General features: G+C 73.8%; 24 protein-coding genes. 1 reads left to right on the top strand and 23 read right to left on the bottom strand.

Annotated features, from left to right (window positions below):
* Positions 1-32 precede the first annotated feature (32 nt).
* The 23 genes from KG103_RS05625 to KG103_RS05515 all read right to left on the bottom strand — a co-directional run bounded on the left by KG103_RS05625 (position 33) and on the right by KG103_RS05515 (position 21,169).
* A complete protein-coding gene (locus tag KG103_RS05625) occupies positions 33-1,280 on the bottom strand; it encodes an N-acetylglucosamine-6-phosphate deacetylase (RefSeq protein ID WP_207341682.1) in 1,248 nt (415 codons plus the stop codon).
* Positions 1,281-1,309: 29 nt separating this feature from the next.
* Complete coding sequence (locus KG103_RS05620; RefSeq protein ID WP_207341681.1) at positions 1,310-1,741, bottom strand: hypothetical protein; 432 nt, start codon at positions 1,739-1,741, stop codon at positions 1,310-1,312.
* The gene (locus tag KG103_RS19065; RefSeq protein WP_207341680.1) at positions 1,738-1,965 is read right to left on the bottom strand and encodes a hypothetical protein; all 228 of its coding nucleotides are present in this window, start codon (positions 1,963-1,965) and stop codon (positions 1,738-1,740) included. The genes KG103_RS05620 and KG103_RS19065 overlap by 4 nt, the downstream gene beginning before the upstream one ends.
* Before the next feature lie 140 nt (positions 1,966-2,105).
* Positions 2,106-2,801, bottom strand: coding sequence for an endonuclease NucS (gene nucS / locus KG103_RS05610; RefSeq protein ID WP_207341679.1), 696 nt, complete (start codon positions 2,799-2,801; stop codon positions 2,106-2,108).
* A 27-nt stretch (positions 2,802-2,828) separates the two neighbouring features.
* Positions 2,829-3,275: a DUF2550 family protein gene (locus tag KG103_RS05605; RefSeq protein ID WP_207341678.1), complete on the bottom strand. Its 447-nt coding sequence runs from the start codon at positions 3,273-3,275 to the stop codon at positions 2,829-2,831.
* Positions 3,276-3,305: 30 nt separating this feature from the next.
* On the bottom strand, positions 3,306-3,593 hold the full coding sequence (locus tag KG103_RS05600; protein WP_207341677.1) for a F0F1 ATP synthase subunit epsilon: 288 nt from the start codon (positions 3,591-3,593) through the stop codon (positions 3,306-3,308).
* A 44-nt stretch (positions 3,594-3,637) separates the two neighbouring features.
* Positions 3,638-5,125 (bottom strand): F0F1 ATP synthase subunit beta, encoded by a 1,488-nt coding sequence (gene atpD, locus KG103_RS05595; RefSeq protein ID WP_207341676.1) that lies wholly within the window; start codon positions 5,123-5,125, stop codon positions 3,638-3,640.
* 70 nt (positions 5,126-5,195) lie between these two features.
* On the bottom strand, positions 5,196-6,092 hold the full coding sequence (locus KG103_RS05590; RefSeq protein ID WP_207341675.1) for a F0F1 ATP synthase subunit gamma: 897 nt from the start codon (positions 6,090-6,092) through the stop codon (positions 5,196-5,198).
* 2 nt (positions 6,093-6,094) lie between these two features.
* Positions 6,095-7,723, bottom strand: coding sequence for a F0F1 ATP synthase subunit alpha (gene atpA, locus KG103_RS05585; protein ID WP_207341674.1), 1,629 nt, complete (start codon positions 7,721-7,723; stop codon positions 6,095-6,097).
* A 69-nt stretch (positions 7,724-7,792) separates the two neighbouring features.
* Positions 7,793-8,605: a F0F1 ATP synthase subunit delta gene (locus KG103_RS05580; protein ID WP_207341673.1), complete on the bottom strand. Its 813-nt coding sequence runs from the start codon at positions 8,603-8,605 to the stop codon at positions 7,793-7,795.
* The gene (locus KG103_RS05575; RefSeq protein WP_207341672.1) at positions 8,605-9,186 is read right to left on the bottom strand and encodes a F0F1 ATP synthase subunit B; all 582 of its coding nucleotides are present in this window, start codon (positions 9,184-9,186) and stop codon (positions 8,605-8,607) included. The genes KG103_RS05580 and KG103_RS05575 overlap by 1 nt, the downstream gene beginning before the upstream one ends.
* On the bottom strand, positions 9,183-9,413 hold the full coding sequence (gene atpE, locus KG103_RS05570; RefSeq protein WP_043598826.1) for an ATP synthase F0 subunit C: 231 nt from the start codon (positions 9,411-9,413) through the stop codon (positions 9,183-9,185). The genes KG103_RS05575 and atpE overlap by 4 nt, the downstream gene beginning before the upstream one ends.
* 102 nt (positions 9,414-9,515) lie before the next feature.
* A complete protein-coding gene (atpB, locus tag KG103_RS05565; RefSeq protein ID WP_242635920.1) occupies positions 9,516-10,301 on the bottom strand; it encodes a F0F1 ATP synthase subunit A in 786 nt (261 codons plus the stop codon).
* A gap of 161 nt (positions 10,302-10,462) precedes the next feature.
* A complete protein-coding gene (locus KG103_RS05560) occupies positions 10,463-10,915 on the bottom strand; it encodes a hypothetical protein (protein WP_207341670.1) in 453 nt (150 codons plus the stop codon).
* On the bottom strand, positions 10,912-12,024 hold the full coding sequence (locus KG103_RS05555; protein ID WP_207341669.1) for an MraY family glycosyltransferase: 1,113 nt from the start codon (positions 12,022-12,024) through the stop codon (positions 10,912-10,914). The genes KG103_RS05560 and KG103_RS05555 overlap by 4 nt, the downstream gene beginning before the upstream one ends.
* Positions 12,021-12,749, bottom strand: a complete 729-nt coding sequence (locus tag KG103_RS05550; RefSeq protein WP_207341668.1) for an L-threonylcarbamoyladenylate synthase — start codon at positions 12,747-12,749, stop codon at positions 12,021-12,023. The genes KG103_RS05555 and KG103_RS05550 overlap by 4 nt, the downstream gene beginning before the upstream one ends.
* A complete protein-coding gene (prmC, locus tag KG103_RS05545; RefSeq protein ID WP_207341718.1) occupies positions 12,746-13,657 on the bottom strand; it encodes a peptide chain release factor N(5)-glutamine methyltransferase in 912 nt (303 codons plus the stop codon). The genes KG103_RS05550 and prmC overlap by 4 nt, the downstream gene beginning before the upstream one ends.
* Before the next feature lie 41 nt (positions 13,658-13,698).
* A complete protein-coding gene (gene prfA / locus KG103_RS05540; RefSeq protein WP_207341717.1) occupies positions 13,699-14,763 on the bottom strand; it encodes a peptide chain release factor 1 in 1,065 nt (354 codons plus the stop codon).
* Positions 14,764-14,924: 161 nt separating this feature from the next.
* Positions 14,925-15,140, bottom strand: a complete 216-nt coding sequence (rpmE, locus tag KG103_RS05535; protein ID WP_207341667.1) for a 50S ribosomal protein L31 — start codon at positions 15,138-15,140, stop codon at positions 14,925-14,927.
* Between the two features lie 173 nt (positions 15,141-15,313).
* Positions 15,314-17,413, bottom strand: coding sequence for a transcription termination factor Rho (gene rho / locus KG103_RS05530; protein ID WP_207341666.1), 2,100 nt, complete (start codon positions 17,411-17,413; stop codon positions 15,314-15,316).
* 341 nt (positions 17,414-17,754) lie between these two features.
* Positions 17,755-18,720 (bottom strand): homoserine kinase, encoded by a 966-nt coding sequence (gene thrB / locus KG103_RS05525; RefSeq protein ID WP_207341665.1) that lies wholly within the window; start codon positions 18,718-18,720, stop codon positions 17,755-17,757.
* A 5-nt stretch (positions 18,721-18,725) separates the two neighbouring features.
* Positions 18,726-19,817 carry a threonine synthase gene (gene thrC, locus KG103_RS05520; RefSeq protein ID WP_207341664.1) on the bottom strand — a complete coding sequence of 364 codons (1,092 nt, stop codon included), beginning with the start codon at positions 19,815-19,817 and terminating at the stop codon, positions 18,726-18,728.
* A gap of 35 nt (positions 19,818-19,852) precedes the next feature.
* Positions 19,853-21,169: a homoserine dehydrogenase gene (locus KG103_RS05515; RefSeq protein ID WP_207341663.1), complete on the bottom strand. Its 1,317-nt coding sequence runs from the start codon at positions 21,167-21,169 to the stop codon at positions 19,853-19,855.
* Between the two features lie 246 nt (positions 21,170-21,415).
* Between KG103_RS05515 and KG103_RS05510 the strand changes: the two genes are divergently transcribed.
* Positions 21,416-22,069, top strand: a complete 654-nt coding sequence (locus KG103_RS05510; protein WP_207341662.1) for a biliverdin-producing heme oxygenase — start codon at positions 21,416-21,418, stop codon at positions 22,067-22,069.
* The last annotated feature ends 16 nt before the right edge of the window (positions 22,070-22,085 follow it).

Genomic DNA, 22,085 nt, shown 5'->3' with positions numbered 1-22,085 from the left:
GGACGTCCCCGCGGCCGGTCGGGCGGCGACCGTCAGGCGACCCAGAGCCCCCCACGTGCGACACGCAACGGGCGCAGGTCGGGCGTCGTGACGACCAGGTCGGCGCGCCGCCCCGGCACGAGCGCACCGACGTCGTGCCGGCCGAGCACGTCGGCCGGCGTCGCGGACGCCGCCCGGACCGCGTCGACCAGGGGCACACCCGCCGCGACGGTCGCCCGCACGACGTCGAGCAGGTGCGCGACGCCGCCGGCGATGGCACCGGTGCTGACCCCGCCGTCGGCCGTGGGCTGCAGCACCCGCGCGACACCGTCGGCGACCCGGACGGCGGCGGGGCCCAGGCGGTAGTCCCCGTCGGGCATGCCGGCCGCGGCCATCGCGTCGGTCACGAGCACGGCACCGTCGGGGCCGACGAGCTCCATGACCGCACGGACGGTGGCCGGCGCCAGGTGCGTGCCGTCGGCGACCAGCTCGACCACGAGCTCACCCCGCGCAGCGGCGGCCAGGCACGCGGCGACCGGCCCCGGGTCCCGGTGGTGCGGCGGGCGCATGCCGTTGAACAGGTGGGTGGCGGTCGGCCGGGGACCCCTCGCCCGGGGCGACGTCGCGAGCAGGTCGAAGGCTCGCGCGACCGCCGCCTCGACCTGCTCGGCCGTCCCGTCGGTGTGCCCCACGGAGGGCAGCGCACCGGCGGCGACGAGAGCGGCGAGCACGTCCTGCCCCCCGTCCGCCACACCGGGGACCTCGGGTGCCACCGTCATCGTCACCAGGTGGCCCCTCGCGGCCGCAGCGAGGTCGCGCACGAGCGTGGGGTCGCCCGGCAGCATGTCGTCGGCGCTCTGCGCACCGCAGCGGGCGGGCGCCAGGAACGGCCCCTCGAGGTGGATGCCCGCGACGACACCGGCGTCCGCCGCGTCGGCGAGCAGCGCGGCCCGCTCCAGCAGCACCGCGCGGGGGGCCGTGACGAGGGACGCGACCAGGGTCGTGGTGCCGTGCCGCAGGTGCTGGGCCGCTGCCCGCGCCACGTCCTGCGGCCCCGTGGCGTCGGGGAAGCCGGCGCCGCCACCGCCGTGGCAGTGCAGGTCGACCAGCCCCGGCAGCACCAGCGTGCCCGGCGCCGGGGCGTCCGGCCGCTGCTCCGCCGGTACCTGCGCCGCGGGCTCGACCCGGTCGACGCGACCGTCCACCACGTGCACCACCGCGTCACGCAGCACCCCGGTGGGCGTCACGACGTCCCCCCGCACGAGCAGCGGACCGGTGGGGTCGGGGGCGTGGCTCACCATGGCCCCATCATGGCGCGGCACGGGACGCGTCAGCGCCGCTCGCGCGGCGCGGCGGTCCCGCGGCGCGCCCGCACGGCGCCCGCCGCCAGCCCGCCGACCAGTCCGGCCAGGGCCGGCAGCCCGATGAGGTCCCACGCCGCCGAGCCCGCCTGCCAGGGCCACGCCGACAGCAGCACTCCGGTCTGCACCACACCGACCAGTGCACCCCCGACCAGGCCCAGCCCTGCGTACACGCCCGGCCCCGGGCCGAACCGCCCCAGCACCGCCCGCGCCAGCACCACGAGCGGCACCGCGCAGAGCACAGCGGGCCCGGCTGCGTACAGCAGCCACGTCGCGGAGCCGGTCAAGGCCTGCGCGCCGGGGCCGTCGACCAGCAGGAACGCCGCGGCGCGCACGACCCAGGCCGTGACCACAGCGACGACGACCCCCACGACGGCCGGCGCCGTCCAGTGCCGGATCACGCCCGGGCCGCCGCGACGAGGCGCAGCACGTCCTGCGCCGCACCGGGCACGACCGGCAGACGCGCGAGCGAGACGAGTCGCCCCACGACCGGTGCCGCACCGTCGATGAGCGCTCGGGTGCGCCGGGAGCCCTCCGAGTCGTCGTTCCCCCGCTCGCGGAACAGCCGCAGGGCCGTCGACCGGATCAGCTCGCGGGTCTCGTCCGCGGTGCGCCGCGCGCTCACGGCGCGACCGCCGCAGGAGCACCGGCCGTCACGTGCTCGCCCCTGTCGGCATGCCGGCCGTCGGCGAGGTCTGCGGGTTCGCCCGTCCGCACCGTGTCCATGGTGCAAGTGAACACGTTCATCCGAACCCGCTCACGACGTCAGAAGAGGCGGGCGTCCACGTCGTCGACGCCCCGCATGGCGTCGTAGTCGAGCACCAGGCACGTGATGCCGCGGTCGGTGGCGAGCACCCGCGCCTGCGGCTTGATCTCCTGCGCGGCGAACACGCCCCGCACGGGCGAGAGGCGCGGGTCACGGTTGAGCAGCTCCAGGTAGCGCGTGAGCTGCTCGACGCCGTCGATGTCACCGCGCCGCTTGATCTCGACGGCCACGCTCCCGCCGCCGGGCGCCTTCGCCAGGATGTCGACCGGGCCGATCGCCGTCGGGTACTCGCGCCGCACCAGCGTGTGGCCGGACCCGAGCAACCCGATCTGGGCTGCCAGCAGCTCCTGCAGGTGCGCCTCGACGCCGTCCTTGACGAGGCCGGGGTCGACGCCCAGCTCGTGCGCCGAGTCGTGGTGCACCTCGTAGAGGTCGATCACGAGCCGGTCGTCGGTCTTGGCGTGCTGCACCGTCCAGACCTGTGTCACGCCGGCGGCACGCTGCTCGGCGTCCGGCTCCCCCACGGCGAGGGAGCACGGCGGGCTCATCCAGTTCAGCGGCTTGTACGAGCCGCCGTCGGAGTGCAGCAGCACCGACCCGTCGGCCTTGACCACCACGAGCCGGCGCGCGCGGGGCAGGTGCGCCGACAGCCGTCCCGTGTACCGCGCCGCGCACTCGGCGACCACCAGGCGCATGGACGCTCCTTCAGTGCTTCGGGGGGATCAGAACACCTTGCCGACCCGCGAGGGGGTGGCCTCCAGCCAGGACGTGAAGCCGGCGTACGCGTCGGCGGACATCTGCAGCCGGATCTCCTGGAGCGGACCGCCGGTCGCGGGAGCGACCTGGCAGCGCGCGACCACCGCCTGCGGCTTGCCGGGGACGAGCGGCAGCACCGTGCGCTCGAGGACGACGATGCTGCCGCGCGACCACGTCCGGGCCGGACGAGGCATGACCGACGCCCGCCGCCACCAGTAGAGGGTCACCGAACCGTACTGCGCGACCCCCCGGGCGGACGGCGTCCTGCCGTCGTGCGCCGCCTCGACCAGGCGGCACGAGAACGAACCGACCCGGCGCGAGAGCGTGCTCGTGCGGGACAACCACACCACGGCGACGACCCCGGCGAGGAGCACCAGCGTCGCCGCGACCGTGATCCACGCCGCACCGTTCACGCCGTGACCTCCACGCCGACGTCCGCCGCGTCAGCGCCCGGTCGGGGCGGTGCCGGCCGACCCGGAGACCGAGTCGACCACCACCGTCACCTGGTCGGAGTCGACGGACAGGAAGCCCCCGTCGACGTCCCACGACAGCGGCGCGCCGCCGCCGGCGGGCACCACGCGGACCGCGCCGGGCCGCAGCACCGACAGGATCGGCGTGTGCCCGGCGAGGATGCCGATGTCACCGTCGGCCGCGGGGGCCGACACCAGACGTGCGGTGCCGGACCACACCTTGCCGTCCGCCGCCACGACGTCGACCTCGAGCTGAGCCACCGTGCTGCCTCCTGAGTCCTGGTACGTCGTCTGTGCCCGCAGGCTCAGACGCCGTACTCCTTCTGGATGCGGGCCCAGTTGCGCTCGAGGTCCTCGAGGCCACCGATGTTGAAGAACGCCTGCTCCGCGATGTGGTCGAACTCGCCCTCGGCGATCTTCTTGAACGCCTCGACCGTCTCGGACACCGGCACCGTCGAGCCGACGACGCCCGTGAACTTCTCGGCCATGTACGTGTTCTGCGAGAGGAACTGCTGGATGCGGCGCGCACGCGCGACGATCGTCTTGTCCTCCTCGCTGAGCTCGTCCACACCGAGGATCGCGATGATGTCCTGGAGCTCCTTGTTGCGCTGCAGGATCTGCTTGACCTGCGTCGCGACGTCGTAGTGCTCCTGGCCCACGTAGCGCGGGTCGAGGATCCGGCTGGTCGAGGCCAGCGGGTCGACGGCCGGGTACAGACCGCGCGACGCGATCTCACGGCTGAGCTCGGTGGTCGCGTCGAGGTGCGCGAACGTCGTGGCCGGCGCCGGGTCGGTGTAGTCGTCCGCGGGGACGTAGATCGCCTGCAGCGACGTGATGGAGTGACCACGCGTGGAGGTGATGCGCTCCTGCAGCTGACCCATCTCGTCGGCGAGGTTGGGCTGGTAGCCCACCGCGGACGGCATGCGGCCGAGCAGCGTGGAGACCTCGGAGCCCGCCTGCGTGAACCGGAAGATGTTGTCGATGAAGAGCAGCACGTCCTGCTTCTGCACGTCGCGGAAATACTCCGCCATCGTCAGGGCGGACAGGGCGACGCGAAGACGCGTGCCCGGGGGCTCGTCCATCTGGCCGAAGACGAGGGCCGTCTTGTCGAAGACGCCCGCCTCCTCCATCTCGACGATGAGGTCGTTGCCCTCACGGGTGCGCTCGCCGACACCGGCGAACACGGAGACACCACCGTGGTCCTGCGCGACGCGCTGGATCATCTCCTGGATGAGGACGGTCTTGCCGACACCGGCACCGCCGAACAGGCCGATCTTGCCGCCCTGGACGTACGGGGTGAGCAGGTCGATGACCTTGATGCCGGTCTCGAACATCTGCGTCTTCGACTCGAGCTGGTCGAAGGCCGGGGGCTTGCGGTGGATCGGCCAGCGCTCGGTGATCTCGAGCGTCTCGCCCTCGGCGAGGTTGAGCACCTCACCCGTGACGTTGAAGACCTTGCCCTTGGTGACGTCACCGACGGGCACCGAGATCGGCAGACCCGTGTCGCGCACCTGCGCGCCGCGGACCAGGCCGTCGGTCGGCTTGAGCGCGATCGCGCGCACCAGCGAGTCGCCGAGGTGCTGCTCGACCTCGAGGGTCATCGTGAAGCCGCCGGAGGCCTCACCCTCGCCCTGCGCCGAGAGGTCGATGTCGACCTCGAGCGCGTTGTAGATCTCGGGGATCTGGTCCGGCGGGAACTCGATGTCCACGACGGGCCCGATGACCCGCGCGACCCGGCCGACGCCGGGCGTGCCGGCGTTCGCGGCCGTCGCGTCGACGGTGGTGGCGGTCATGTCTGCCTCGCTTCGCTCGTCCGGAACGCTCGGGCGCCCGGCTGGGGTCGGTGTCGTGCTGTCGTTCGGGTCAGGAGGCCGCGAGAGCGTCGGCACCCGACACGATCTCGCTGATCTCCTGCGTGATCTCGCCCTGACGCGCCTGGTTGGCCAGTCGCGTGTACAGGCGGATGAGGTCCTCGGCGTTCTCGGTGGCCGTGTGCATGGCACGCTGCCGCGCGGCGAGCTCGGACGCGGCCGCCTGCAGGAGGTTCGCGTAGATGCGGGTGCGGACGTACCGCGGCAGCAGCGAGTCCAGCACCTCCTCCGGGCTCGGCTCGAACTCGTAGAGCGGCAGGGCGTCGTGCTCGCCGGCGGGCTCCACGCCCTCGACGACCTCGAGCGGGAGCATCCGGATCACGCGCGGGCGCTGCGTCACCATGTTCACGAACTGCGTGAACACGACGTGCACCTCGCCCACGCCGCCCTCGTCGGCCGGAGCACGGAAGGCCGCCAGCAGGGCGTCCGCGATCTCGTCGGCCACCTCGGGGGTGGGCGCGTCCGAGAACCCGGTCCACCGCCCGGCGAGCTCACGCTGCCGGAAGGTGTAGTAGGCCACCGCTCGCCGCCCGGAGACGAAGAGCGAGACCTGCTTGCCCGACTGCTCCAGACGCTGCACGAGCCGCTCGGTCTCGCGGATGACGCTCGCCGAGTACGCGCCGGCCATGCCACGGTCCGAGGCGATGAGCAGCACAGCGACCCGCTTCGTGTCGTCCCGCTCCACGAGGAAGGGGTGCGACACGTCGGAGTGGGTGGCGACCGCCGACACCGCGCGCGTGATCGCGCGCGCGTACGGCGTGGCCATGGTCACCCGCCCGCGCGCCCGGCCGATGCGCGACGCCGCGATGAGCTCCTGGGCGCGGAACATCTTCTTCAGCGACTGGGTGCTCTTGATCCGCGCCTTAAAGACGCGCTGCTGACCGGCCATGCTCAGGCCCGCTTCTGGCGGACGATCTGCTCCTGCTCGACCTCGACACCCTCGTTCTCGGCGTCGCCGCCCACGAGCGGCGTCCCGTCGAACTTCAGGAAGCCCAGCCGGAACTCGTCGATCGCACCGGCCAGTGCCTGCTCCGTCGCCTCGTCGAGCTTGCCCGTCTCGGCGATCGTGGACAGCACGTCGGTGTTGCGACGCAGGTGGTCCAGCAGCTCGGTCTCGAAGCGGCGGACGTCCTCGATCGGCACGTCGTCCAGCTTGCCCTTGGTGCCGGCCCAGATCGACGCGACCTGGTTCTCCACCGGGTACGGCGAGTACTGGCCCTGCTTCAGCAGCTCCATGAGGCGCGCACCACGGGTGAGCTGCGCACGCGACGCCGCGTCGAGGTCGGAGGCGAACATGGCGAACGCCTCGAGCGAGCGGTACTGCGCCAGGTCGAGCTTCAGCGTGCCGGACACCTGCTTCATCGCCTTGACCTGCGCGGCACCACCGACGCGGGACACCGAGATGCCGACGTCGACGGCCGGGCGCTGGTCGGCGTTGAACAGGTCCGACTGCAGGAAGATCTGGCCGTCGGTGATGGAGATGACGTTGGTCGGGATGTACGCCGAGACGTCGTTCGCCTTGGTCTCGATGACCGGCAGCCCGGTCATCGAGCCCGCGCCGAGCTCGTCGGAGAGCTTCGCGCAACGCTCGAGCAGGCGGGAGTGCAGGTAGAACACGTCGCCGGGGTACGCCTCGCGGCCCGGCGGGCGGCGCAGCAGCAGCGACACGGCGCGGTACGCCTCGGCCTGCTTCGACAGGTCGTCGAACACGATGAGGACGTGCTTGCCCTGATACATCCAGTGCTGGCCGATGGCCGAGCCGGTGTACGGGGCGAGGTACTTGAAGCCGGCCGGGTCGGACGCGGGGGCCGCGACGATCGTCGTGTACTCGAGCGCGCCGGCGTCCTCGAGGGCGGAGCGCACCGAGGCGATCGTCGAGCCCTTCTGGCCGATCGCGACGTAGATGCAGCGGACCTGCTTCGACGGGTCGCCGGTCTCCCAGTTCGCCTTCTGGTTGATGATCGTGTCGATCGCGATGGCCGTCTTGCCGGTCTGGCGGTCGCCGATGATGAGCTGACGCTGCCCGCGCCCGATCGGGATCATCGAGTCGATCGCCTTGAGGCCGGTCTGCAGCGGCTCGTGCACCGACTTGCGCGCCATGACGCCCGGCGCCTGCAGCTCCAGGGCGCGGCGGGCGTCCGTGGCGACCTCGCCGAGGCCGTCGATCGGCTGGCCCAGCGGGTCCACGACGCGACCGAGGTACCCGTCACCGACGGCGACCGAGAGCACCTCGCCCGTGCGGCGGACCTCCTGGCCCTCCTCGATGCCGGTGAACTCGCCCAGGACGACGACACCGATCTCGCGGACGTCGAGGTTGAGCGCCAGGCCGAGCGTGCCGTCCTCGAACTTCAGCAGCTCGTTGGCCATCGCGCCGGGCAGGCCCTCGACCTGCGCGATGCCGTCGCCTGCGATCGAGACCCGGCCGACCTCTTCGGTCGCCGGTCCCTTGGGCTCGTAGGACTTCACGAAGCTGTCCAGCGCGGAGCGGATGTCCTCCGGCCGGATCGTCAGCTCAGCCATGGCGTTCTCCTCATCTGACGCACGCGCCTCGCGCGTGCGGTGTGTCGTGGGCCGGTGCTCCGGCGTGGGTCAGCCGGCCAGCTGCCGGCGGGCGTCGGCGAGTCGGGAGAGGACGGTCGAGTCGATGACGTCGGGACCGGCCTGCACGCGCAGACCCCCCACGACATCCGGGTCGACGACGACGTTCACCTGGACGGGCCGTCCGAGCGCACGCCCCAGGAGGGCGGCGAGACGGTCCGTCTGCGTCGGGCTGAGCGGCGCGGCCGCCACGACCGTGGCCACCTCACGGCTGCGCAGCTCGGCGATCAGGTCACCGACGTGGTTGAGCGTGGTGACGAACCGGCGTCCGCGCGGCGCGACCGCGGCGCGGCGCGCCACCGCACGGGTGATCGCGGTGCCCTGGCCGCCGAGGATCCGGTCGACCAGGTCGCCGCGGGCCTGCGCGGGGAACGCGTCGTCGAGCAGGTAGCGACGCACCTCGCGCTGCCCGGCCAGGGACCGGGTCAGCCCGAACAGCTCGTCCTCCACCTCGCCCAGCGTGCCGTCCGCCTCCGCGGACGACAGCAGCGCACGGAAGGCGAGCCGCTCGGTCGCGCCCGCGAGGTCGGCGTCCGCCGACCACCGGGACCGCACGAGCGCCTGGGCGATCTCGACGGTGCGGGGGTCCGCACCGTCGAGCACCCGCGCGACCAGCGCGCTCTTCGGGTCGCCCTCGACCGACGGGTCGGCGAGGGTGCGACGCAGCGAGCTCGACGAGTCGAGCGCGTCCACGAGGGCGAAGAGCTCCTCGCTGATCCTGCGTGCCTGCCCGCCGGCGGCGCGGACGACCGGCGTGTACCGGTTCTCCACCGCCTCCAGCGAGGCGCGACTGGTCCCGCGCATCAGTTCCCCTTGCCTGCGCTCGTGGTGGTGCCCGCCTCGAGCTCGTCGAGGAACCGGTCGACGACGCGCGAGCGGCGCGCCTCGTCCTCGAGCGACTCGCCCACGATCTTCGAGGCGAGCTGCGTGGCGAGCGTGCCGACGTCCGCGCGCAGCGACACCGCGGCCTGCTGGCGCTCGGCCTCGATCTGGCGCTGGGCGGTCTCGGCGATGCGAGCCGCCTCCTCCTGGGCGCGCACACGCGACTCGGCGAGGATCTGCCCACCCTCGGTGCGCGCGTCCTCGCGGATGCGTGCGGCCTCGGCACGAGCGTCGGCGAGCAGCTTCTGGTACTCCTCGAGCTGCGCTGCCGCCTCCGCCTGGGCCGACTCGGCCTTCGCGATCCCGCCCTCGATCTTCGCCGTGCGCTCGTCCAGCACCGCCTGGAACTTCGGCAGCACCAGCTTGTAGAACGCGACGCCGATGACCACCAGGACGAGCGTCGACCAGAACAGGTCGTAGCCGGCGGGGACGAGCAGCCGGATGCCCTCGACCTCTTCCCCCGCGGCCGTCACGACGCCCGCGGGGACCGCGGCGCCGCTCACTGGAAGAGGAACCCGGTGATGAGGCCGAGGAGGCCGAGGACCTCGACGAAGCCGATGCCGATGAACATCGTGGTGCGCAGCTGGCCGGCGACCTCGGGCTGGCGCGCGATGCCCTCGACGGTCTTACCGATGAGGATGCCCAGACCGATGCCGGGGCCGAGCACCGCGAGGCCGTAGCCGACGGTCGCGATGTTCCCGGAGACGGCGTCAGCGGCGGCAAGGATCATGCTGGTGTCTGCCACGGTGGCTCGTTCCTTCCGTTGGGTCCCCGGCCGGTCGGCCGGGGGCTCGTACTCACGTGCGGGACCACGCGCCCGCGGGGCGTGGTGTCAGTGCTCGTCCGAGATCGACAGGCTGATGTAGACAGCCGCGAGGACGACGAAGATGTAGGCCTGCAGCGCGGCGACGAACACCTCGAACAGGGTGATGGCGAAGCCGCCGAGCAGGCTCGGGACGGCGAACACGCTCATGCCCGACATGGAGCGGACGAAGTAGTCCGTGGCCGCGAAGCAGAGCACCAGCATGAGGTGGCCGGCGACCATGTTGGCCATGAGCCGGACGGCCAGCGTCACGGGCCGCAGGATGAAGACGGTGAGGAACTCCACCGGCGTCAGCAGGACGTAGAGGAACGGCGGGACGCCCGGCGGGAACAGGCTGACCTTGAGGAAGCCGCCGAGCCCGTGGGCGCGGATCCCCGCGCCCAGGTACATGACGTACACCCACAGCGCGAGCATGATCGGCAGGCCGATCAGCGCGCTCCCGGCGATGTTCAGCCCGGGGATGATCCCTGTGATGTTGAAGGCGAGGATCGCGAAGAACACCGTGGTGAGGAAGGCGACGTACTTGTGCGCCTTCTCCTTGCCGATGATGTCCTCGGCCACGTTCACCCGGACGAAGTCGAGCAGGAGCTCGATCACGTTCTGCCCGCGGCTGGGCACGAGCCGCGCCTTGCGCGCCGCGACGATCATGATCGTCAGCAGGACGACCACGGCCACGACCCGCACGAACTGCATCCGGTTGAACTCGAAGATCGTGCCTTCGAACAGGATGGCCGGCGGGAAGAAGTCCGCGATCGAGGGCGTGTGGAAGACGTTCTCGTCCGCGGCGAGCGGCAGGATCGTCGCGATGCTGGACAGGGCGGTCTCCTGTGGTCGTGATGGCCGGTGCCGCCTCGTCGCGGGCACACCAGCAGCACCTGGCCGTCGTGGATGGGGGAAGCCTAACCCATGCATGACCTTGGTCCGGCCTGCGGGGACGCTTCATGTGGTGACGCAGGTCACCGCGCCGGGGCGCCGGGCTCCACGTAGGGGACCCGGCCCGTCTGGACCGCCCGGAAGTCGAGCACGGCAGCCCCCACGACGCCCAGCGCCAGCACCGCGGCCAGCACACCACGGGAGTAGAAGTCGTGGTCACGCAGCAGCGCGAGGACGACCACCACGACGAGCACCTTGGCCAGCCAGGTCCCCATGACCACGGCCGCCATCGTGGTCGGCGGGGAGTGCAGCGTCCGCAGCATCGCCACGACGGTGGTCCCCGAGAACACCAGCGCGAGGCCGACGCCGATCAGCGCGCCCCACACCCCGGGCGCGCCTGCCAGCAGCGCTCCCGCACCGAGGCCCACGACCGCGAGCCCGCCGAGCAGCAGGCCGGTGTCGCGCAGCGCGCGACGGAACACCGCCGCGGTCGGGTCCGGCGCGGGCGCGGCGGGGGTGGGGTCGCTGGTCGTCATGGCTGGGCCTCCACGGGCTCCGGGGTGCGCCCGCGCAGCGGGCCGAGGGTCAGGGCGGTCGCCACCACCACGCCGACGCCGGTGGCGACGAGCACGGTGGTGGTCGACAGGACGGCGAGGGCCGCGACGCCGAAGGCGAGCACGGCCGTCCAGATGTACATGATGAGCACGGCGCGCCGGTGGCTGTGCCCCAGCGCCAGGAGCCGGTGGTGCAGGTGCAGCCGGTCGGGGTGGAACGGGCTCTTGCCCTTGAGGAGCCGCCGCACGATCGCCAGCCCCATGTCGAGCAGCGGCAGCACCAGCACCGCGACGGGCAGCAGGATCGGCACGTAGGCCGGGAACTGCACGCGGTCGACCACCGCGGCGGGGTCGATCTGCCCCGTCACGACGATCGCGGCAGCGGCCATCACGAAGCCGAGCAGCATCGACCCCGAGTCGCCCATGAAGATGCGCGCCGGGTACAGGTTGTGGGGCAGGAAGCCGAGGCAGACGCCCACGAGCGCCGCGACCACCAGCGCCGCCAGGTTGGAGTAGTCGTCCCGGCTGGTGTCGACCGTCAGCAGGTACGCGTAGAGGAAGAAGGCCACACCGCCGATCGCCAGCACGCCCGCCGCGAGGCCGTCGAGCCCGTCGACGAAGTTGACGGCGTTCATCGCGACGATCACGGAGACGACGGTGATGAAGACGAACATGCGCGACGACCCGGTCAGCACCCCACCGATCGGCAGCTGGTAGAGCAGGACGCCCTGCCAGGCCAGGAACCCGGCGGCCAGCACCTGGCCCATGAGCTTGGTCAGCCAGTCCAGGTCCCAGATGTCGTCGGCGACACCCAGCGCGCACACCAGGGCCGCGCCCCCCACCACACCGAGGATCGGCCGGGGGTTGGCGTACACCGGTTCGAGGAACGGCAGCCGGGAGCCCATGAGCAGCGCCACCAGCAGCCCGGCGAACATCGCCATGCCGCCCAGGCGTGGGGTGGGGATCGCGTGCACGTCACGGTCGCGCACCGCCGTGATCGCACCCCACCGCAGCGCGCACCACCGTGCGAGCGGCGTCATGAGGTACGTGACCACGGCCGCGATGACCATGATGAGCAGGTAGACCCTCACGGCGCGGGGGCCCCCGGCGTGGCGGCGGCACCGTCCGCGGCGGCACCGTCCGCGGCGGGGCCCGGGCGGTCCGGCGGCGGGGGCGCCATGACGGGGGCGACCGTGGCGAGCGTGGCGACGTCCAGCGCCCCGAGGCGCACGATGCGCAGCACGTCGCCGGTCGCGTCGACGATGGTGGAGGCCACCCCGCCGGGGCTGGTGCCGCCGTCGAGGAAGACGGGGACCTTGGCGCCGAGCTGGCGGTACGCCTCGACGGCCGTCGTGGCGGCCGGGTGGCCGGTGAGGTTGGCGCTGGACACGGCGAGCGGCCCCGTGCGCCGCAGCAGCGCGAGCGCGACCGGGTGGTCGGGCATCCGCAGCGCCACGGTGCCGTTCGTCTCCCCCAGGTCCCACGCCAGCGACGGCTGGGCGCGCAGGATCACGGTGAGGCCACCGGGCCAGAACGCCTCGGCCAGCGCACGCACCCCGTCCGGCACGTCGGTGGCCAGGCCGTCGAGCGTCCGCACGTCGGGGATGAGGACCGGCGGGGGCATCTGGCGGCCGCGGCCCTTGGCGTCGAGCAGGGCCTGCACCGCGCGCGGGTCGAACGCGTCGGCGCCGATGCCGTACACGGTGTCGGTGGGCAGGACGACCAGCTCGCCGCGGCCGACGGCGTTGACCGCCTCGTCGATCGCGGGGCCCCAGGTCGCGGGGTCGGTCGCGTCCTTGATCCGGATGAGGCTCACGCGGGCGAGTCTCCCACGACCGCGAGCGCGACCCGCCGTGCCACGAGCGTGCGCGGACGCCCGGTGAGGTCGGGCACGGTCCGCACGTCCGCGAAGGCCCCGGTGGCCCGGGCGGCGGCGCAGGCGGCGGGGCCCTGCACCTCGGCGTGCTCCATCACGAGCAGGCCCCCCGGCGCGAGCAGCCGGGCCGCGGCCGCCACGACCGCGCGCGGCACGTCGAGACCGTCGGACCCGCCCCCGTACAGGGCGAGGTCCGGGTCGTGGTCGCGCACCTCGGGGTCCAGCGGGACCGCGTCCGGCGGGATGTACGGCGGGTTGGAGACCAGGACGTCCACGGTGCCGTCGTGCTCCGCGAGCAGCGCGGGGTCCCGGACGTCACCGGCCAGCACGCGCAGGTCGTCGGCGCCCGCGGCGCGGGCGTTGGCGCCGGCGAGGGTGACCGCGTCGGCGGACAGGTCGACCGCGACGACGCGGGCCGCAGGGACCTCCGTGGCCACCGAGACCGCGATCGCCCCCGTCCCCGTGCACAGGTCCACGACGAGGGGCCGCCCGCCCCTGGCCGCCAGGGCCGCGGCCTCGTCGACCGCGAGCTGCGCGACCGTCTCGGTCTCGGGACGCGGCACGAAGACGCCGGGCGCGACCCGCAACGTGACGTACCGGAACACGGTGCTGCCCACGATGTGCTGCAGCGGCTCGCGGCTGCGGCGCCTCTCCACCACCGCGGCGTAGTCGCGGGCGAACCCGGCCGGCAGCGGCGGGGGCAGCACGAGCTCGACGCGCGGCAGGCCGAGCACGTGGGCGGCCAGCGCCAGCGCGTCGTGCCGCGCGGACGGCACACCGGCCTCCGCGAGCACCGTCGTCGCCCCCTCGACGTACGCGCGCAGGCCGGGCGTCGCGTCGCGGGACACGGCCCCCTGCGGCGCGGCGTCGGCGCCCCGGGTCGCGCCCGTCACGCCGTGACCCCGCCGGCCGCCGCGAGGCGGGCCGCCTCGTCGGCCTCGACCGCCGACGCGATCACCGCGCCCAGGTCGCCGTCGAGCACCTGGTCGAGGTTGTACGACTTGTAGCCGGTCCGGTGGTCCGCGATGCGGTTCTCCGGGAAGTTGTAGGTCCGGATCCGCTCCGAGCGATCCACCGTGCGCACCTGCGAGCGGCGCGCCTCGCTCGCCGCCGCGGCCGCCTCCTCCTGACGGGCCGCGAGCAGCCGTGCCCGCAGCACCCGCAGCGCCTGCTCGCGGTTCTGCAGCTGCGACTTCTCGTTCTGCATCGACACGACGATGCCCGTGGGCAGGTGGGTGATCCGCACCGCGGAGTCCGTGGTGTTGACGGACTGCCCGCCCGGGCCGGACGACCGGTAGACGTCGATGCGCAGGTCGTTCGGGTCGATGTCGACGTCACCCTCGTCGTCGGCCTCGGGGAAGACCATGACGCCCGCGGCCGACGTGTGGATGCGGCCCTGCGACTCCGTGACGGGCACCCGCTGCACGCGGTGCACCCCGCCCTCGTACTTCAGGTGAGCCCAGACACCGTCCTCCGGCGGCCCGGCGGTCCGTGCCTTGACCACGACCTGCGCGTCCTTCACACCGCCCAGGTCCGACGGGGTGGAGTCCAGGACCTGCACGCTCCAGCCCTGCCGCTCGGCGTACCGCGTGTACATCCGCAGCAGGTCGCCGGCGAACAGCGCCGACTCCTCGCCGCCCTCCCCCGCCTTGATCTCGAGGATGACGTCGCGGCCGTCGTCGGGGTCCCGCGGGACCAGGACGCGCCGCAGCCGCTCCGCGGCGTCGTCGGCCGCGGCCTGCAGGGCCGGCACCTCGGTGGCGAACGCCGGGTCCTCGGCGGCCAGCTCACCCGCGGCCTGGGCGTCATCGGCCGCCGCACGCCACTGGCGGTAGGCCTGGACGACGCGCCCCAGCTCGGCGTACCGCCGTCCGAGCCGCCGGGCACGGGCGGCGTCGGCGTGCACGGCGGGGTCCGACAGGTCCCGCTCGATCTGGGCGTGCTCCGCGAGCATCGCCTCCACGGCGTCGAGCTGCTCCACGTGCTGCCTTCCCACTGCGACCGGCCCCGGGCACACGCACCGGACGTGCGCGCGCAAAGCGACAGCGCCGGTGCGCGGGCGGACACGACCATGGAGGGCCGTCGTCCGCCGGGCGCACCGGCGCTGCTGAGGAGCTAGTTGGCCGGCTTCTTGCCGTAGCGGGCCTCGAACCGGGCCACGCGGCCGCCGGTGTCGAGGATCTTCTGCTTGCCCGTGTAGAACGGGTGGCAGGCGCTGCAGACGTCGGCGTGGATCTTGCCGCTCGTCACCGTCGACCGCGTGACGAACGAGTTGCCGCAGGTGCACGTGACCTCGGTGACCACGTACTCCGGGTGGATGCCAGACTTCACGGGAGCTCTCCTTGGGGGTTTGTCTCCGGGTCCGGACGCGCGTCCCGCGCCGGTGAACCGCAGACCGACGGACCATTGTGCCAGAACCGTGGGCCAGGGCGAAAACTTCCCGCACGGGACGCGGACGGCCCCGCACCTCGGGGGTGCGGGGCCGCCCGGCGACGGTGCGCCGGTCACACGACCGTGCGGCTGACGCCCTCCTCGAGGGTGGGGCCGTTGCCGCCCGGGGTGGTCTTCTGCACCTGCAGCAGGAACTCCACGTTGGACCGGGTCTCGCGCAGCTTGCCGAGCAGCAGCTCGATCGCCTGCTGCTGGTCGAGCGCGCCGAGCACGCGACGCAGCTTGTAGACGATCTTCAGCTCGTCGTTGCTCATGAGCACCTCCTCGCGGCGGGTGCCGGACGCGTTGACGTCCACCGCCGGGAAGATGCGCTTGTCCGCCAGCGAGCGGGACAGCCGCAGCTCCATGTTCCCGGTGCCCTTGAACTCCTCGAAGATGACCTCGTCCATCTTCGACCCCGTCTCCACCAGGGCGGAGGCCAGGATGGTCAGGGAGCCACCGTTCTCGATGTTGCGCGCGGCGCCGAAGAACCGCTTGGGCGGGTAGAGCGCCGAGGCGTCCACACCACCGGACAGGATGCGGCCCGACGCGGGCGCCGCCAGGTTGTAGGCCCGCGACAGGCGGGTGAGCGAGTCGAGCAGCACGACGACGTCCTGCCCCAGCTCGACGAGCCGCTTGGCCCGCTCGATGGCCAGCTCGGCGACGATCGTGTGGTCCGACGCGGGGCGGTCGAACGTCGAGGCGATGACCTCGCCCTTGACCGTCCGCTCCATGTCCGTGACCTCCTCAGGGCGCTCGTCGACGAGCACGACCATGAGGTGGACCTCGGGGTTGTTCGCGGTGATCGCGTTGGCGATCTGCTGCATGACGATCGTCTTGCCGGCCTTGGGCGGCGCGACGATGAGGCCGCGCTGGCCCTTGCCGATGGGCGCGACGATGTCGATGACACGCGGCGTCAGGCGACCGGGCTCGGTCTCCAGGCGCAGCCGCTCCTGCGGGTACAGCGGCGTCAGCTTGGTGAAATCGGGGCGCTGGCGCGCCACCTCCGGGTCCATGCCGTTGACCGTGTCGAGCCGGACCAGCGCGTTGAACTTGTTGGGGCGGCCGCCCTGCGGCGCCGCCTCGCCCTCACGCGGCTGACGGACCGCACCGGTGATCGCGTCACCGCGGCGCAGCCCGTGCTTCTTCACCTGGTTGAGCGACACGTACACGTCGTTCGGTCCCGGCAGGTAGCCGGTCGTCCGCACGAAGGCGTAGGAGTCCAGCACGTCGAGGATGCCGGCGACGGGCACCAGGACGTCGTCCTCGGTGACCTCGATCTCGTCGAGGCCACCCAGGTCGCCCTGGGTGCCGCGGCCCGTGCGGCCCCGCTTGCGGTCGCGGTCACGGTCGCGGAACCGGTCGCGCGACCGGCGACGCCGGCCGCCGCGCTCGTCGTCGTCCTGACGGTCGTCGCCGCCCTGGCGGACGTCCTGACCGTCGGCCTGCTGACGGTCGGACTGCTGGCGGTCGGGCTGCTGGCGGTCGCCCTGCTGGCGGTCACCCTGGGCACGGTCGCCCTGCTGGCGGTCGCCCTGGGCACGGTCGTCCCGCTGGCGGTCGCCGCGCTGGCGGTCCCCCGCACGGTCGTCCTGCCGCTCGTCCCGCACGCGGTCGTCGGGGCGACGCTCGGGGCGCTGCCGCTCGACCGTGGCGTCGTCCGCGGGCTCGACCGCGACGGGCGCACCGGCCCCGCGTCCGGCCCGGCGGGAGCGGCGCTCACCGGCACCCTCGGCGCGCGTCCCGCGCTCCTCGCGCTGCTCCGGCGGGGTGAGGCGCGCGTCGAGCGCGGCCTCCAGCCCGGCGAGCGCGTCCCGGCTGCCGGAGCGCTGGCGCGCACGCGCCGGTCGCTCCACGGGTGCCAGGTCGACGGCGGGCACGTCCACGGGTGCGGAGGTCTGCGCGCGCTGCGGGGCGGGCTCCGACGTCACGGGCGCCTCCTGCGCGACGGCCTGGGCCCGGCGCGTCGTCGCACGGGGCTCCGCGGCCTGCGGGCGCTCACCGGAGCGCGCGGCGGAGATCGCCTGCACCAGGTCGCCCTTGCGCATCTTGCTCGTGCCCTTCACGCCGAGCTGCGCTGCCAGGGCCTGGAGCTCCGGCAGGCGCATCGCGGAGATGCTGCCGGAACCCGAGCCGCCCGCAGTGGTCGCGGCGGCGTCGATGGTGTCTGTCACGAAGGATCCTTCCCCCTCGTCGGGGCCCACCCGGTCCGACCGGGAGGAGGCCTGCGTCCGGTCGGACACGACCGGACGGAGCGGTGCCACGCGCGCTGCGTACGACGACGTCTGCTCGCGCGGGCTGGATGTTCCCCTCGTCGTCGACTCGGTGGACCGTCCGGCGGGATTCCAGGAGGTGGTCGGGGAGCTGAGGACCGTGGAAGGTCCACGCCGGGTCACCGACAGGATCCACAGGGGGCCGGAGGACGAGGTCCGGGGAACGGAACAAAGCGTAGCACCGGGGACACCGGCCCCGGGGCGGGTCCGGCGCGTTCACCCGGGCGCGCGCCCGCCGCCGCTCAGTCCAGCAGCGTCACGACGGACGCGCCCTGCGTGTCGACCGGCAGCGGCAGCACGCGCCACCCCGCCATGACTCCCCCGAACGCCGCCGACACGGCGGCGTCGGCGTCGGTCGCGCCGTCCCCCTCCCCGCCGGCGACGCGCCGCGCGAGCGCCAGCACCGTCGGGCCGGCGCCGGAGACGACCGCGGCGACGCCCTGGGCGCGCAGCGCGTCGACGAGCGCGAGGGACGCCGGCATCACCTGCCGCCGGTACTCCTGGTGCAGCCGGTCGCCCGTCGCGGGCAGCAGCAGGTCGGGTCGTCGGCCGAGCGCCTCGACCAGCAGCGCCGAGCGACCGGCCTGCCAGGCCGCGTCCACGTGCGGCACCTGCGCCGGCAGCACGCCCCGCGCCGCGCGGGTCGAGAGGTGCCCGGGCGGGACGATCGCCACGGGGGCGACGTCGGGGTGCACGGTGAGGCGCGCCGCGTGCACCCGCGGGACCGACGCCTGACCGGCGTCGTCCGTCCACGCGACCGTGAGCCCACCCAGCAGCGCGGGGGCCGCGTTGTCGGGGTGTCCCTCGAGGCCCGTGGCCAGCGCGAGCGCCACGTCGTCGTCGAGCGCGTCGGGGTCCCCGACGAGCCCGCGGGCGGCCAGCACGCCGGCCACGACGGCCGCGGCCGACGAGCCGAGCCCGCGGCCGTGCGGCACCCGGTTGTGGCACACCAGGTGCAGCCCGGTCTGCGGGGCACCGACGTGGTCGAGCGCGGCGCGCAGGGCCCGGACCACCAGGTGCGTCTCGTCGTCGGGGAGGGTCCCGGCTCCCTCGCCCTGCACCTCGACACGCACGCCCGGGGTACCGAGCGCGCGCACCTCGAGCTCGTCGTGCAGGCCCAGGGCGAGCCCGAGGGCGTCGAAGCCCGGACCGAGGTTGGCGGAGGTGGCGGGGACCCGGACCCGCACGTGCGCCGCGCGCAGCCGCACGGCGCTCAGTCCAGGCCGAGGGCGTCGGCGATGGACACGACGTCCGCCGACACGCGCACGGGCTGCACCTCGTCACCGTCCGCGGTGCGCAGCGCCCACTGCGGGTCCTTCAGACCGTGGCCGGTCACCGTGACGACGACGCGCGCACCGGCCGGGACCAGACCACGCTCGGCGCGCGCCAGCAGCCCGGCGACGCCCGCGGCGGACGCGGGCTCGACGAACACCCCGACCTCGGCCGACAGCACGCGGTGCGCGGCGAGGATCTGCTCGTCGGTGACGGACTCGATGACGCCGCCCGACACGTCACGGGCCTCCTCGGCCTGCTGCCACGACGCGGGGTTGCCGATGCGGATCGCGGTGGCGATCGTCTCGGGGGTGTCGACGGGGTGACCCAGCACGATCGGGGCGGCGCCCGCGGCCTGGAAGCCCCACATCGCGGGGGTGCGACCGGCGACGGCCGGGAGGGCCTCGCCCGCGTCGAGGCCCGCGTACTCGCGGTAGCCCCTCCAGTACGCCGTGATGTTGCCGGCGTTGCCGACGGGCAGGCAGTGGATGTCGGGGGCGTCGCCCAGCGCGTCGACGATCTCGAACGCCGCGGTCTTCTGCCCCTCGATGCGGTCGGGGTTGACCGAGTTGACGAGCTCGACCGGGTACGCCTCGGCGAGCTTGCGGGCGGCGACCAGGCAGGCGTCGAAGTTGCCGTCGACCTGCAGCAGCCGCGCGCCGTGCGCGATCGCCTGGCTGAGCTTGCCCATCGCGATCTTGCCGTCCGGCACGAGGACCGCGCAGACCATGCCCGCGCGGGTCGCGTACGCCGCGGCGGACGCCGAGGTGTTGCCCGTGGACGCGCACACGACCGCCTGCGCGCCCCGCGCCGCCGCGGCGGAGATCGCCGTGGTCATGCCCCGGTCCTTGAAGGAGCCGGTCGGGTTCATGCCCTCGACCTTGACGTGCACGTCGGCGCCCGTGAGCCGCGACAACGCGGGTGCGGGCACGAGCGGCGTGCCGCCCTCCCCCAGCGTGACGATGCGCTGCTGGACGTGCGCGGGCAGGCGGTCGGCGTACTCGGCGATGACGCCGCGCCACTGGTGGGCCATGGGATGCGATTCCTCGGGTGGGTGGGGTGGGGTGTTCAGAGCACCGGCAGCACGGACACGACGGCGCGCACGACGTCGAGCGCGGCGACGGCGTCGACCGTCGAGCGCAGCGCGCGCTCCGGTGCGGTGTGGGTGGTGATGACGAGCGTGGCCGACACGTCGCCGTCCGTGTCCTGCAGCGTCTGGCGCACCGACTCGATGGAGACGTCCTGCGCCGCGAGCTCGGCCGCGACCCGGGCGAGCACGCCCGGGAGGTCGTCGACCTCGAGGCGCACCTGGTACCGCGACCGGGCCTCGCCGCCGTCGAGCACGGGGAGGTCGGCGTGCGAGGACTCGACAGGTCCCTTGCCGCCGAGGACCCGGTGCCGCGCCACCGAGACGAGGTCGCCCAGGACCGCCGACGCGGTCGGGCTGCCGCCCGCTCCGCGGCCGTAGAACATGAGCTCGCCCGCGGCCTCGGCCTCGACGAAGACGGCATTGAACGCCTGCCGCACGGCCGCGAGCTGGTGCTCGGCGGGCACGAGGGTGGGCCGGACGCGGACGAGCACACCCTCGCGCCCGTCGGCCGCGCGTGCCCGCTCGGCGACCGCGAGCAGCTTCAGGACGTGGCCGGTGCGACCCGCCCAGGTCACGTCGTCGGCGGTGAGCCCCGTGATCCCCGTGCGGTCGACGTCGGCGAGCGCCACACGGGTGTGGAACGCGAGCGACGCGAGGATCGCGGCCTTGGCGGCGGCGTCGTACCCCTCGACGTCGGCCGTCGGGTCCGCCTCGGCGTACCCGAGGGCCTGCGCGTCCGCGACCGCCTCGTCCAGGCCCTGCCCGGTGGTGGTCATGGAGTCGAGGACGTAGTTGGTGGTGCCGTTGACGATGCCGAGCACGCGCTGCACGGTGTCGCCCGCGAGCGACTCGCGCACGGGGCGCACGATCGGGATGGCGCCGGCGACCGCGGCCTCGTAGTACAGGTCCACGCCCGCGTCGTCCACGGCGTCGTAGAGCGCAGGCCCCTCCTGCGCGAGCAGCGCCTTGTTGGCGGTGACGACCGACGCCCCGTGCTCGACGGCACGCAGCACGAGGGTGCGGGCCGGCTCGATCCCGCCCATCAGCTCGATGACGACGTCGGCCTTCTCGACGAGCGACTCGGCGTCCGTCGTCAGGAGCGCGCGGTCGACCACGGGGTCGCGCTCGGCGTCCAGCGAGCGCACCGCGACCCCGACGAGCTCGAGCGGCGCCCCGACGCGGGCGGCGAGCTCGTCGGCCTCCGTCACCAGCCGGCGGACCACCTCCGTCCCGACGACGCCGCAGCCGAGGACGGCGACGCGCAGGGGCGGGTGGGTGCCGGGGGTGAGGGCCACGCAGGTGCCTTCCGAGCGGGGCGGCCGACGGCCGCCGGAGGTCGTGGGGGTCGTGCGTCGGACCGGCCCGCGAGGGCCGGTCGGGGCCCAGGATAGGGCGCGCACGCCCGGCGCCGTCCCGCGGGTCCGCGCTCCGGGCGCCGCGCGGCTGGACGGCGGTCTTGTGAGGTCGTCCTCACCGCCGGTAGCGTCCGTCCTGACAGAGTGTCAGCAAGTCCTGGCACGCCCTCGCGCACCAGGAGCACCATGGCCACCACCCCGGAGACCGTCGACACCCTGTCGACGGCGCTGCGCACCGGCACCCGGCAGGACCACGAGGACGCCGAGCGGTCCGCGTTCGTCGAGCACCTGATGGGCGGCACGCTCCCGCTGGCCGGGTACGTCGACCTGGCCGCCCAGCAGCACGCCGTGTACCGCGCCCTGGAGGCCGCCGGCGACCGCCTGGTCGCGGCCGGCACCCACGGCGACCTCGTCTTCCCCGAGCTCGTCCGGGTGCCCGCCATCGAGGCGGACCTCGCGCACCTGCTCGGCGACGGCTGGCGCACGCAGGTGCGGGTGCTGCCCGCCACCGCCGACTACGTCGCGCGCCTCGAGGCCGTCGGCGACGACCTGCCGCGCTACGCCGCGCACGCGTACACGCGCTACCTGGGCGACCTGTCCGGCGGCCAGATCCTCAAGCGCATGATCGAGCGCCACCACGGGCTGAGCGGTGCGGGGGTGTCGTTCTACGACTTCCCGCAGATCCACAGGCTCAAGCCCTTCAAGGACGTGTACCGCGACCGGCTCGACGCCCTGCCCCTGACGCCCACGCAGCGCGAGGAGGTCGTCGCCGAGGCCCGCATCGCCTTCCGGCTCAACCGGGCGGTGTTCGCCGACCTCGCGGCCGTGCACCTCGGCTGAGCGGGGTGGCACCGGC

Origin of the sequence: Cellulomonas wangleii (assembly GCF_018388445.1) — a bacterium.
Lineage (GTDB): Bacteria > Actinomycetota > Actinomycetes > Actinomycetales > Cellulomonadaceae > Cellulomonas > Cellulomonas wangleii.
Note: the sequence above shows the minus strand (reverse complement) of the source record. Positions and strands in the feature narration are given on the sequence as shown.